General features: G+C 45.7%; 9 protein-coding genes. 4 read left to right on the top strand and 5 right to left on the bottom strand.

Annotation, left to right across the window (positions count from 1 at the left end; translation table 11 throughout):
- Position 1: 1 nt before the first annotated feature.
- Positions 2-1,417, top strand: coding sequence for a hypothetical protein (locus L3C95_RS00700; RefSeq protein ID WP_236384129.1), 1,416 nt, complete (start codon positions 2-4; stop codon positions 1,415-1,417).
- 233 nt (positions 1,418-1,650) lie between these two features.
- Complete coding sequence (locus L3C95_RS00695; protein WP_236384128.1) at positions 1,651-2,742, top strand: M57 family metalloprotease; 1,092 nt, start codon at positions 1,651-1,653, stop codon at positions 2,740-2,742.
- Positions 2,743-2,815: 73 nt separating this feature from the next.
- Here the strand turns inward: L3C95_RS00695 and ppsA are convergent, their stop codons facing one another.
- On the bottom strand, positions 2,816-5,251 hold the full coding sequence (gene ppsA / locus L3C95_RS00690) for a phosphoenolpyruvate synthase (RefSeq protein WP_236384127.1): 2,436 nt from the start codon (positions 5,249-5,251) through the stop codon (positions 2,816-2,818).
- 178 nt (positions 5,252-5,429) lie between these two features.
- Between ppsA and L3C95_RS00685 the strand changes: the two genes are divergently transcribed.
- Together L3C95_RS00685 and L3C95_RS00680 are read left to right on the top strand one after the other, a co-directional pair.
- Positions 5,430-5,951 (top strand): Lrp/AsnC family transcriptional regulator, encoded by a 522-nt coding sequence (locus L3C95_RS00685; RefSeq protein WP_236384126.1) that lies wholly within the window; start codon positions 5,430-5,432, stop codon positions 5,949-5,951.
- Positions 5,952-6,431: 480 nt separating this feature from the next.
- The gene (locus L3C95_RS00680) at positions 6,432-9,668 is read left to right on the top strand and encodes a carboxypeptidase regulatory-like domain-containing protein (protein WP_236384125.1); all 3,237 of its coding nucleotides are present in this window, start codon (positions 6,432-6,434) and stop codon (positions 9,666-9,668) included.
- Between the two features lie 495 nt (positions 9,669-10,163).
- Here L3C95_RS00680 and L3C95_RS00675 read toward each other — a convergent pair whose 3' ends face one another.
- From L3C95_RS00675 to L3C95_RS00660, 4 genes are all read right to left on the bottom strand, one after another.
- Positions 10,164-10,571 (bottom strand): hypothetical protein, encoded by a 408-nt coding sequence (locus L3C95_RS00675; RefSeq protein WP_236384124.1) that lies wholly within the window; start codon positions 10,569-10,571, stop codon positions 10,164-10,166.
- A gap of 79 nt (positions 10,572-10,650) precedes the next feature.
- Positions 10,651-10,962, bottom strand: coding sequence for a YHS domain-containing protein (locus tag L3C95_RS00670; RefSeq protein ID WP_236384123.1), 312 nt, complete (start codon positions 10,960-10,962; stop codon positions 10,651-10,653).
- A 22-nt stretch (positions 10,963-10,984) separates the two neighbouring features.
- Positions 10,985-11,215, bottom strand: a complete 231-nt coding sequence (locus L3C95_RS00665) for a hypothetical protein (RefSeq protein ID WP_236384122.1) — start codon at positions 11,213-11,215, stop codon at positions 10,985-10,987.
- A gap of 175 nt (positions 11,216-11,390) precedes the next feature.
- Positions 11,391-13,451, bottom strand: a complete 2,061-nt coding sequence (locus L3C95_RS00660; protein WP_236384121.1) for a M13 family metallopeptidase — start codon at positions 13,449-13,451, stop codon at positions 11,391-11,393.
- Positions 13,452-13,477: the final 26 nt, after the last annotated feature.

Genomic DNA, 13,477 nt, shown 5'->3' with positions numbered 1-13,477 from the left:
CATGAAAAGGTATTTTTTTGTATTAATCGCTGCGTTATCATTAGGCGCATTTTCATCCTGTAGCAATGATGATGATGCTCCAACACCTACTCCAGGTGCTGACAGCTCCGTAGTGAGATTAAAGGGGGATATTACTGCAAACCAAACACTGTCTGCAAGCAAAAAATATTTACTTGATGGCTTCGTGTACGTTAAAAGTGGCGTAACACTGACTATCGAGCCAGGTACTGTTATCATGGGTGACAAAGCAACTAAAGGTACTTTGATTATCACACGTGGTGCAAAGATCAATGCAGAAGGTACTGCGGCGAAACCGATCGTCTTCACTTCTGCTCAGGCAGCTGGTGCGCGTGCACAGGGCGACTGGGGTGGTGTGATCCTGCTGGGTAAAGCAAAAACAAATGCATCTGGTGGTGAAGCCAAGATCGAAGGTGGTTTAATACCAACTGCAGGTGGTAACGAGAAAGACTACATCTGGTACGGTGGTACCGATGATGCTGATAACTCTGGTGTACTGAAATATGTACGTATTGAGTTTGGTGGTATCTATTATTCTCCTGATAACGAGATCAACGGCCTGACCCTGGGCGGTGTTGGTAGCGGTACAAAAATCAGCTACATACAGGTTTACCGTTCCGGCGACGACGCTTTCGAGTGGTTCGGTGGTACTGTAAACTGCGATCACCTGGTGGCTACCTATACCTGGGATGATGACTTCGATACTGACAACGGTTTCTCCGGTAAAGTGCAGTTCGGTGTAGCTCAGCGTTATAAAGCTATCGCAGACGTATCAGGTTCTAACGGTTTCGAGTCAGATAACGATTCTAACGGTTCTGAAAATCAGCCTCAGACTAAAGCATACTTCTCTAACATGACAATTGTTGGACCTATCATTGCTGGTAACTCTGCTTCTGGTATCAACGCTAACTTCCAGCATGGTGCACAGATCCGTCGTAACTCTTCTATGAGCCTGATCAACTCTATCATCATCGGTTTCCCGATTGGCGTATATATCGATGACACTAAAGTTGCTGGTCATAAAACTTCTCAGAACGCGTCTGAAGGTTCACTGGTATTCAAAAATAACATCATCGCTGGTGCTGTTACTGTTAGCAAAAGCGAGTGGAGCGGTGTGGACAATGCTGCATGGAACACATGGTGGACTGCTACCCAGACCCAGGTTATTGTTAAGGCTGAAGACGTTCTGCTGAACAGCCCATACCTGTATTCTTCTGCTATCGGTGCGAACAAAGGTACTCCGAGCTTCCTGCTGAAAGCTACTTCTCCTGCTGTAGCTGGTGCAGTAATTCCTGAAGGCCTTGGCTTCACAACTGTTGCTTACCGCGGTGCATTTGATGCAACTAACGACTGGACAACAGGTTGGACTAACTACGAAGCTGAAAACACTAAATATTAATATCTTGCCATAAGGTAACTGTTTAAAATAAAAGAGGCTGTCAGAAAATGACAGCCTCTTTTAGTATGATGAAGACCGGTTTGAATTCCTGCTTTTGCCACCGATGCGATCACCACATTTTTAATAGACGTTTAAACCCTTTTATGAAACCCACATCCTCGTTTTTAGCGCTATTGCTAGTGCTTTCAATTGTCAGCTTTTATTCCTGTAAGAAAGAACAAACTGGCAGTCCCATGTCCCTGACGGAAAGTTATAAGCCGGATCCCGCCCTGTATGAAAAGCTTCTCTCTTATGGGTTCCGAGCGGAAGATATAGTGGAAACAAAGAATTATTACTGTGTGGAAGGTGATATGTTATTCCGGAAATTTCTTACTGACACTGTGCTACTGGATAATTTTTTTGCTGCCGATAATGCGCAGGCAAGGCAAAGGCTCGATTCTACATTTGCCCTTGCTCAATACATCACCGGAAGTTTGGTAACAAGTACAAAGGTTGAGAACCTAAGAGTCTTTGTTGATCGGTCTTTAGTGGGCACGGGCTGGCCGGATGCTGTACCGCTGGCCTTAAGGGCATGGGCAAATGTACCTGATTGCAAACTTAACTTTACCCATGTCGAATACAGTCAGGCATACGCTACCGGAAATGACATTGTCGTAAAAGCTGATACTGAGGGCGCAGTCCCTCTTTTATCGGTGGCCATGGCCGAGTTTCCCCGCCTGGGCGTAGCTGGCCCTACCATCCTGATCAACATGAATTATACGTCTCTAAGCCCTGGCCAGATATTATGGTTTGCAGTACATGAATTGGGACATTGTCTGGGATTAAAGCATACAGATAATGGTAACAATAATTCGCCCTGGCGTTTGGTACCTGGCACACCGGAAAGCGATCCTAATTCGGTGATGAATTCAATATCAAATTATCAGAGCTTTACTGCGTTCTCTCCATATGACATGGTTGCTATCAGGTATCTGTACCCTTACAGACAGCTGGATAAATGGATCACTTATCCGGAAGGTAAATATGGTTCAGATCCTCTTTATCCCAGAGCCGGATATGCTGTTAATACAGATGCAATTGACATAAAATGGAATAAAGACCTTGTCAGTACGCCTACTGTACGACTGGAGTTATATAAGAACGATGTATTAATGCATGTGATTGCGGAGAGTGTTCCTAATACCGGCAGTTATTTCGCTGAATTGGGCCCTTATCTGGACATGGTTGGAACTGAATATGCTTACTTCGTACAGATAAAGATCATATCAAATGCAGATCCGGCATATTATGATCTGACATCGAAATTCCTGGTCTACGTGCCGTAATTACCAGAGAACATCAGCAATAGGCGCAGTAACAGCGGGTACCATCACAGTGCCCGCTGTTCTGCTATATAGACTATATGTAAGGGATTTGCGCTTGTTCTTTCAGTTCTTCTGCTTCATGGATCGCTTTTACTGTTTTGATCAGCGCATCAGGCGTCACTGAGATGCTGTCAATACCTTGCTCCACGAGGAACTTTGTAAAATCAGGGAAGTCAGACGGGCCCTGACCGCAGATGCCCACTTTCACCTGATGTTTTTTAGCGGCTGTAATCAACATACTGATCATCCTTAACACTGCAGGATTGCGTTCATTGTACAGGTTTGCGATCAGTGAAGAGTCGCGGTCCAGTCCTAATGTGAGCTGTGTAAGATCGTTGGAGCCGATGGAGAAGCCATCTATGTGTGCGGCAAATTCTTCCGCCATTATAATGTTGGATGGGATTTCAGCCATGAGGTATACTTCCAGTCCGTTCCGGCCTCTTTCTATGCCATATTGCTTCATGGTATCCAGTACCAATAGCAGTTCGTCCACAGTTCTGCAGAAGGGAATCATCACTACTACATTTTTCAGCCCCATCTCTTCCCGTACTTTTTTGATGGCCTTACATTCCAGTGCAAAGGCTGCCTTGTATTTTTCAGAGTAGTACCGTGATGCTCCACGCCAGCCGATCATCGGGTTCTCTTCTTCCGGCTCAAAATATTTTCCGCCTAAAAGATTATAGTATTCATTACTCTTGAAATCTGAGAAGCGTACAATGACTTTCCCCGGATGGAAAGCAGCCGCGATCTTTGCGATACCGTATGCGAGTTTCTGTACGAAGTAAGCTTCTTCGTTTTCATAACCTCTGATCATGTGCATAATATCAGCAGTCAGGCCCGGATCGTTCAATGACCTGTGATGCAACAATGCAAGGGGATGGACTTTTATATAGTTGTTGATGATGAATTCTTCCCTGGCTAGTCCTACACCTTTGTTGGGCAGGTGTGAGAACTGAAAAGCCATCGCTGGTGATGCCACGTTCAGCATCAGTGCTGTTTTGATCTCCGGTAGTTTCCGCAGGTCGAGGGAGTTTTCTTTGTACGGCACCAGACCATTATAAATAATGCCTTCATCGCCTTCCGCACAACTGATGGTAATATCTTGCCCGGTGGACAATAGTTCTGTTGCATTACCACAGCCAACGATGGCAGGGATGCCCATTTCTCTGGCTACAATAGCCGCATGACAGGTCCTGCCGCCTTTATTGGTGACAATCGCTGCCGCCATTTTCATAATAGGCTCCCAATCGGGGTCAGTCATATCTGTCACCAGTACATCACCGGCTTTGAATTCGGTTCCTTCTGTGACGCGTTTGTCAAGGGAAAAGAGGATATTGACCTTTCCGGAGGCAATCTTATCTCCTACTGCTATTCCTTTGAGCAATGGAACGGCGCTGCCTTCCAGCGTATATGAAGTGATGGTATGATGTTCTTTCTGGGAATGGATCGTTTCCGGACGGGCCTGCACAATGAACAGTTCATTGCTTAATCCATCCAGGGCCCACTCAATATCCATAGGGCACCATTTACCTTTTAACTGCGAGTAATAGTCTTCAATCTTGCACACCCAATCCGCCAGTTCGATGATCTGTTTATCTTTCAGGCAAAACCGTTGCTGATTGCTTCTTTCAACAGGTATCACTTTGGTGCGCTGATCATTACTTTCCCCGTAGATCATCATCTTGTCCTTGATGCCGAGGCGCTTTTCAATGATAGGTGTGAACTTGTCATCGAGGGCGGGTTTGAATACGATGAACTCATCAGGAGACACAGCTCCCTGCACAACCATTTCCCCCAGACCAAAAGCGCCGTTGATCACCACGACATCTTTAAACCCTGATTCTGTATCCAGGGAGAAGGCTACGCCTGCCGCGCCGAGATCTGAGCGTACCATCTTCTGCACACAGACAGAGAGACCGATACTGAAATGATCGTATCCGAAGTTCTGTCGGTAACTGATGGCCCTGTCGGTAAAGAGAGAAGCAAAACAGTTACGTACGGCATCAATGAGTGCGGCAGGTCCACGTACATTCAGATAGGTTTCCTGCTGACCGGCGAAAGATGCATCCGGGAGGTCTTCGGTAGTGGCGGATGAGCGCACAGCTACATCAGTGATATCCTGACCGTATTCTCTCGACAGCTCCATGTAAGCGCTGATAATTTCAGCACTAAGTTCATGGGGGAATTTTGTATTGCTGATGGCCTGCCTGATACGCTGACCGGCACGGCGTAAGGTAACCAGTGAATCGAAATCGATGCCTTCGATCTGCTCGCGGATATATTCTTCCAGGCCGCTCTGGCGTAAGAACTGATAATATGCAGTTGTAGTAATGGCAAATCCGGAAGGGATATTAATGCCGGCCCTGGAAAGGTTGGCAATCATCTCACCCAGTGAGGCACATTTTCCGCCTACGATAGGGATATCCTCCAGGCCTAATGCCTGTAGAGGAATTACAATTCTTGTTTCCATCAATGAGATAAATTTTGGTGTATGATAGTTGGCGCGTCGGGATAAAGGTCATCATTATTGTATACAGAAATGCAGATGCCGGCTAAAGCCGAAAACAAATCTATAAAGGGCTGCGGGGCATGATTTTTTTTCTGAGCTAGTGTCTTTATTCTACGTATTTTTAGTAAAATATTCCCCAATGCATTTCACGTTAGATGAAACCGACCTACATATACTGGATCTGTTGCAGGAAGACGCACGCCTCACCAACAAAGAAATAGCAGCCAAACTGGGAAAATCAGTAACCTCCATTTTTGAAAGAATAAAGCGCCTGGAATGTGAAGGATATATAAAAGGATATGTAGCCATTCTTGACAGGAAAAGGATGGGAAAACATGTGACAGCCTTTGCTAATATTACGCTGAAGGAGCATGGGCATGATATCTTTCTCCTGTTTGAATCAAAAGTGAATGCTTTCCCCGAAGTAATGGAATGCTATAAGATAAACGGACCTTATGATTATCTGTTGAAAGTAATGGTGGCGGATCTGGAAGAATATGAACTCTTCATTACAAATAAACTCTCCCGGCTGGATGCCGTTAGCCGCATCAATAGTCTTTTTGTAATAGCGGAGCCAAAGCATGAAACAGCCCTGTCACTAAGTACAGGGCAGATCATCAAAACAACAAAGCCGGGTAAAAAAGATGAGGATAAAGGATAATCAGGGCTACAGCTAATAAAATGATAAAGTACAGCATCAGGCTTTAGGAATTGATTTCATATAGAGAGAAACCTGTATGTTAAACGCCTCTATCCAAAGAAAGGTTACATGCCCAAAAACTTAACATACTTAATTGTGAAAGTTAATATTAGGGTAACAATCCCTTAACACACGCTGTTTATTTTTGGAATAATGCGAACAAATTGGAAACCTATTGTGAAATGCCCTTATTTGTTACTGCATACTGAAAGCTTGTATGAATAAAACATGCTCTACTTCGTGCCTCATGCTTCCTGTATCTATGCCTGAAAACGAGTAGAAAAAGAACAAGCCAGACAGAAATATTCATTACATAGTTCAATAGCTTAATTCATAAGTTGTTGAATATGATACGTACGCCCGTGTGTTAACATTAATTTAATATTGTGTTAACATATGCGTAATGTAGCAGGGATAGGTTTGCGTCAAAATTAAAAGGACGTGAATAAGAAATTCTATTCATTATTGCTATTTGTAGGTATCCTTGTACTGTCTGCAGCCGGCTTAAGAGCACAGATCACTACATCCCAGATCTCGGGGAAGGTAGTCAGCAGTAAAGGTGAGGCGTTGCCAGGTGTAACCGTGCTGGCAGTAAACACATCAACCGGTACGCGTTACGGAGCACAGACCAACGCGGATGGCCGTTACCTGATCAACAACGTAAATCCAGGTGGCCCTTATGTAATAACAGTTTCCTTCATAGGTTATAAAAAAGAAGAAAGACCTGACATTAACCTGTCATTGGGTAGCAGTACTTTCAACTTCCAGCTGACTGACGCTTCTACTGCCCTGAGCGAGGTAGTGGTGAAAGGCAGTAGTACCGGCAAAGCTGGTGGCGCCTTTAAAATAGGTCAGAACCAGTTAAAGACCCTTCCATCTATCAATCGTAGTTTCCAGGACTTTACACGTGCTACTCCTCAGAGTAACAACAACTCCTTCCTGGGTACCAACTACCGTTATAATAACGTAACATTGGATGGTGCTATCAACAACGATGCGATCGGCTTTAGTCCTTCCCTTGGCGGACAGAGCAACAGCTCTGGCCAGCCGGGTAGCAGCACCCGTTCCAACCCGGTATCTCTCGACGCGATACAGGATATCCAGGTTTACCTGGCTCCTTATGATGTGAAGATCGGTAACTTCCTGGGTGGTAGTATTAACGCGGTAACCCGTAGCGGTACCAACGAGTTCCATGGTTCTGTGTACGGTTTCGGCCGTAATGCAAGCCTGATTGGTAAGAACAATGCCGGAGACGGTTCAAAACTGCCTTCCGACTTCCATGATTACCAAACTGGTGTGAGATTAGGTTTCCCTATCATCAAGGATAAATTGTTCTTCTTTACCAACGAAGAAATAGCCCGTCGCCGTGACCCGGTTATCCTCGGTGCAGGTTCCGCTGATATGCCACTGATCACCGTACAGGAGGCAGAACAGATCCGTCAGCACATGCTGGACCTTGATGTAACCAAATCCGGTAAATACGATCCGGGAACTTATGGCAATACATCTATTTACGCTAAATCCAATAAATTCTTCAACCGTCTGGACTGGAATATCAATGATAAACACCAGTTATCAGTACGTAATAATACTATCACGTCAGAAGCCACCAACCTGGAGCGCGACCAGCAGAACTTCCGTTTCGGCGGTATCGACTTCAAACAGGTGAACAACCAGTCTTCTACCGTTGCGGAATTGAAAAGCCGTTTTAACAATACTGTTTCAAACAGTTTGATCATCGGTTATTCTAATATCCATGACTATCGCGAACCCAGTTCTGATCCTTCATTGCCACAGATCCAGATCAAATCCAGAGGTGGTACCATCTTCCTGGGCACTGACCGTGAAGCATCTATCTTTGATATGAAGCAGAAGACCTTTGAGTTCACCGATAACGTGAACATCTTCAAAGGCAAACACAATATCACCATCGGTACGCACAATGAGCTGTACAACATCACTTATGGTTTTGTGAACTCATGGAACGGCCGTGTGGATTACGACAGTATCGGCGCCTTCCTGGCAGATGCGCCAAGCCGTGTTCGTGCTAACTTTAATTATACTAACAATTCCCGTGACTATATCATGGCGAATCCTCCTGCGAAGTTCAAGATCGGTATGTACAGCCTGTATGCTCAGGATGAGATCCAGCTGACCGACCGTTTCAAACTGACTCCGGGTATCCGTTTCGATTACACCAGCCTGCCTGACAAAACGGCGCTGAGCGACAAGACTACAAACGCTCCGGTAGATCCTAACTTTGGTACTACTTACAGCTATACGCTGCCGAGAAATATCAACAATAAATATCTGAACAACATTCAGATCTCTCCCCGTCTGGGCTTCAACTTTGACATCAAAGGCGATCAGAGCCTGGTACTGCGTGGAGGAACTGGTCTGTTTACCGGCCGTATTCCGTTCGCATGGTTAGGTTATGCATACTACAACAACGGTACAAGCTATGGTGCATATGACAAACGTTTCACTGCAGCCGCTCCTCCTGTAGCAGGTAGCAATCCGGTGAAAGTGTCTGACCAGGGTGCTGCACAGTTTGTAGCTGCACAGGGTGTTAACGTAAACGACGCAAGCGGTGCTACTCAGGTGGACCTGATCGACAATGACTTCAAAATGCCACAGATGTGGAGAAGCAGCCTGGCGCTCGACTACTCTACAGAAAACAGGTGGAGATTCTCAGTAGAGGGTATCTATACTAAGACCATCTATGATCTGAAATTCCAGCAGGTCAACCTGGTAGATAATCCTACTTACAATATCTACGATACTGAGAAGAAACAGCCTATATATAGCGGTACCAAGATCAACTCTAAGTTTACCAACGCTTACCTGTTGTCCAACACAAACAAAGGTTACCGTTATGCTATAACCGGTCAGGCAAGCAAGGCGTTTGATTTCGGTATGAACTTCTCCGTAGCGTATACTTATGGTCAGTCTAAAGACATCACCAACGGTATCCGTAACTCTATGGAGTCTAACTGGCAGCTGAACCAGGCGCTGAATCCAAACGATCCGCAGCTGGCTTACTCCAACTTCGACATCCGTCACCGTATCGTGGCTACTGCTAACTATAAACTGGATTGGCAGCACAGGGGCCGTTTTATTTCTAACTTCTCCCTGTTCTTCAATACATCCTCCGGTTTACCGTTCTCTTATGGTTTCGTGAATGCTACCATCCAGGGTACGCCACAACAGGTTAGCTTAGCATATATCCCGAAAGATCAGGCTGAAGCACGTAAGTTCTTCGCTCCTGAAAACCAGGCTATGGCTGATGCATTCTTCTCTTATGTAGAAAATGATAAATATCTGAGCAGCCGTAAAGGACAGTTCACAGAGCGTAACGGTGGCCGTACTCCATGGAATACACAGGCTGACTTCCGTTTCACGCAGGACTTCAACTTCAAGGCAGGTAAGACTGTTCATACCCTGACCCTGACTTACGATATCATCAACCTGACCAACCTGTTGAATAAGGATTGGGGTATCCAGTACTTCTCTCCAAATACATTCAACTCTACCGCAAGCGTGGGTCTGAGCAGCAAGACTGCAGGTTCTCCAACCGCTTATCCGGTATACACCTGGTCTAATCCTGGTACTCCTTACTCCAGAGATTTCTTCTCGAGCAGGCACCAGATGCAGCTGGGTTTAAGATATAGCTTCTAAGAAAATACGAACTAGTAATTGAGACACAGGGGTAATGCAGCAATGCGTTATCCCTGTTTGTTTTTTGGGAATGTTCCGGAATGCGGGGTTGTTATTGATTCATACCATTCCTCCAATAAATGAGGGCTGCAAACACAGGCCTCCTGCAGGATCGATGTTCCGGCCGCAATATTGCTTTTAAGGGTCCGGCATGCGTTCAACGATTGTATTGAGCCTCTTCTGGTTAGTAGTATTCTCTGACGTGTTTTGACAAGCTATTTTGTTGGGAAACATTTAATTCCGGGAGGTATTTGCCGAGGTAATGAGCTAAATGATGGAAATGGGATACCTGTTTTTGTTAATACGCTGATAATGTACCCGTAACACTGAAGTAACACCAGGGGGGTAACTTTATTATATAATTTGAACGTAAGCGTAGATTTTCATAAGCTGTTTTAATCGACGGTCCCGGGATTTATCCCGGGACCTTTTTATATCGGATTGCTTATGAGTGACTTATTTGTTAATGAGTATGAACTTGCGGCTGACCTGCTCTTTAGTGACGCCGATTAACCAGTCATCTATACGAATACTGGTATCGTTCAGTCTTTCCACCAGGAGGTACTGGGAAACGGCATCTTTACCGGTAACGATCAGTTTTACTTTATCGCCGGAAGGAATGACTTTATAAGTACCGGTGAGATGGTAGCTCTTGGCATCAAAAACGAATTGGCCATTGGCTCCGAAAACGTAAAACGCGGAATCTCCGGAGGCGATGTTCTGCCAAACGGTGTCGGGCAGTGATAACTGTTGGGACAGCTGCCAGGCGCCGGTGACGTCTATTGCGGGCGTGGGTTCCACGTCATTTTTCTCGCAGCTGCAGAATAACATGAGTAGCAGCAAGCTGGTTAATAGTGATCTCATGCATAGGAGTTTGTAATTAGAACGCAAAAAACAGTACTAAGTTACATTGGGTAAGAGATAAAAAAGGGCTGACGGTCGATTACAGTCCCAGTTTACCTGCATACTTCTCCGGATTCTTATCAAATACACGCTTGCAGGTCGGGGAACAAAAATGAATGGTATCGTTCTGATAAACGCTCCACTCCTTATACATGGTATCATAAGGCATACCACATACAGGGTCTGGAAGTTTACCGGCAATAGCAGCATCCTGCGCCGGCGTCTGTTCCGCAGGTTGGGTAGCGGCAGCACCACTGTCGTTTGCCGGCTTTGTACCGGAATTGCCACAGGCAGTCATCAACGCTGCCAGCAGTAATGTATAGGAGATGTTCAGCAGTTGTTTCATCGTCATAATAGGTTGCGTTTTAAAGGAATCAGGCAACAGTTTCGTTGTCTTTATTAATACGCATTACCAATATGCGAAAGTATATTTTCAGTGTGAAGGCCAGTACTAAACTTCCCATCAGGCTCAGGGTAATGATAGCGCCTGTGGTGGTCAGCAGGTAGGCCCCCAGTTTGGGTAAATACGGCAGAAGCATCACCATTAAGGCGATGATCAATATATTGCGGATTTCTATGCGATATTGTTTCAGAATGCCGGTCATTGTTGCTGTTTTAATCCGGTGGAATAATGAGCAAAAATAAGACATAATGAATAGAAAGCATTGTACAAATCCCGGAGATTGATGGCTGGTTTGCATAAATGCAGTGATTTTACTTAAAATAACAAAGGGGGCCCGGTTTTACACGAGCCCCCTTTGTTATTTCAAGTAAAATAGTTTACCAGATCACAACACGTTTATCGTCGGTCAGGCACATTTTGCTACCTGGAGCACAACCCCAGGCATCAGCAAAGGCCTTCAGGTGAGGTAAGGGGCCGTTGATACGATCTCTGGCAGGAGAGTGCGGATCTGTCTGTATCTGGTTGCGCAGGGCTGCCTCAGTGGTATTAGCATGCCATACCTGTGCCCAACCCAGGAAGAACCGCTGTTTCCAGTTAAATCCGTCGATCAGGGCAGGTTCGGGTTTGCCTTTCAGCGATTTCTCCAGTGCGCTGTAGGCCAGGGTGAGACCGCCCAGGTCAGCAATGTTTTCACCGATAGTCAGTGCTCCATTGATAAAGAAGCCTTTCTGTACTTCAATGCCGCTGAAATAGTCGATATAACGTTTAGCCAGTGCCATGAAGTTCTTACGGTCTGCATCTGTCCACCAGTTCTGCAGGTTACCTTCTGCATCGTACTGGGAACCCTGGTCGTCAAAGCCGTGGGTAAACTCGTGCCCGATCACCGCAATGATACCTCCATAGTTGATGGCATCGTCGGCATTGGCGTTGAAGAATGGCGGCTGGAGAATGCCGGCAGGGAATACTACTTCGTTGTTCAGCGGATTGTAGTAGGCATTCACCGTCTGAGGAGTCATACCCCACTCAGATTTATCTACCGGTTTACCGATCTTATCAAGCGCTTCTTTGTGCGTGTAGTGCGCAGCAGAAACGAGGTTCTCGATCAGGGTACCCGGTTTGATATCAATGGTGGAATAATCTTTCCATTTGTCAGGATAACCGATCTTGTATGTAAAGGACGCCAGTTTCTTATGTGCCATTTCTTTGGTGGCAGCGCTCATCCAGGTCAGGCTGTCGATACGCTCTCCATATACGGCACGCACGTTCTCGATCATCTCAGACACTTTCTGTTTAGAGCTTTCGGGGAAATATTTTTTGGCAAATACTTTTCCCAGCGGCATACCCATGATACCATCAGTAGCACGGATAGCGCGTTCCAGGCGGGGACGCTGCTGTTTGGCGCCACGCATTACGGTAGCAAAGAAGCGGAAATTCTCGTTATCGATTGGTTTGGACAGATAGCTGGCAAAATGAGATAATACCTGCCAGCGCAGCCAGGTTTTGAGTGTTTCAGGAGGTGTGGCCTTTAACAGCGCAGATACGTTTGTCAGATACTTTTTGTTCTGAAGGATCATAGTATCGGTTTTGATACCCTGCGTACCTGTAAATGCGTCCCAGTCAAAGTCCGGGGCCAGTTTCTTTAATTCGCTGTAATGTGCCTTGTTGTAGGTAGCAACCGGGTCACGCAGCTCCACATTGGAGAGCTGGAGTTTTGCCACTTTGGTTTCAAAGTCAAGGATGGTCTTACCCGGATCAACATCCTTAAAACCTGCCTGTGAGAATTGTTTGTTGATATGACCTACAAACTCTTTACGCACTTCTGCAGTGTTGGAGTCGGGTCGCTCATAATAGCTTCTTTCGCCGAGACTTAAGCCGTCCTGTACCTGGTATACAGCATTCATCTTACTGTTACGGCCATCTGCATCTACGCCGAAGTTCACCACTCCAGGAATACCGATGGTTTCCAGTTCGCCGGATACTTTTGCAAAATCGGCGAGGTTTTGGATACCGTTAATCTTATCGAGGTACGGCTGCAGCGGCGTGATACCCAGTTTTTCGATAGTGGCCGTATCCAGGAAGGAGCGGTAAAAGTCGGAGATCTGCTGTTCTTCTGTTCCCTTCTTCAGGTCTGTTTGCTCTGCCAGGCCGAGAATGATGCCTTTCAACCGTACTTCTTTATTTTCCTTATCAAGTACATTGAAAGCGCCCCAACGGCTTTCTGTTGAAGGAATAGGATTAGTTTTCTTCCAGTTGCCATTTACAAACTGGTCAAAATCATCGCAAGGCTTTGCGGTTGAATCAATTGAACTTACTTCGAAAGCGGGGACTTTGGTTGTGTCTGGTCCTGCCTGTGTTTGTTTGGTGGTGTTGTTGTTACAGGCCGCCATAAGGGATACAGCTGCCAGTAACGGAAGATGTAAAGCGTATGTGCTCTTCATATGTAAACAGGTTTAGTCACTCAATA

The organism is Chitinophaga filiformis (genome assembly GCF_021646545.1).
Classification (GTDB): Bacteria; Bacteroidota; Bacteroidia; order Chitinophagales; family Chitinophagaceae; genus Chitinophaga; species Chitinophaga filiformis_A.
Note: the sequence above shows the minus strand (reverse complement) of the source record. Positions and strands in the feature narration are given on the sequence as shown.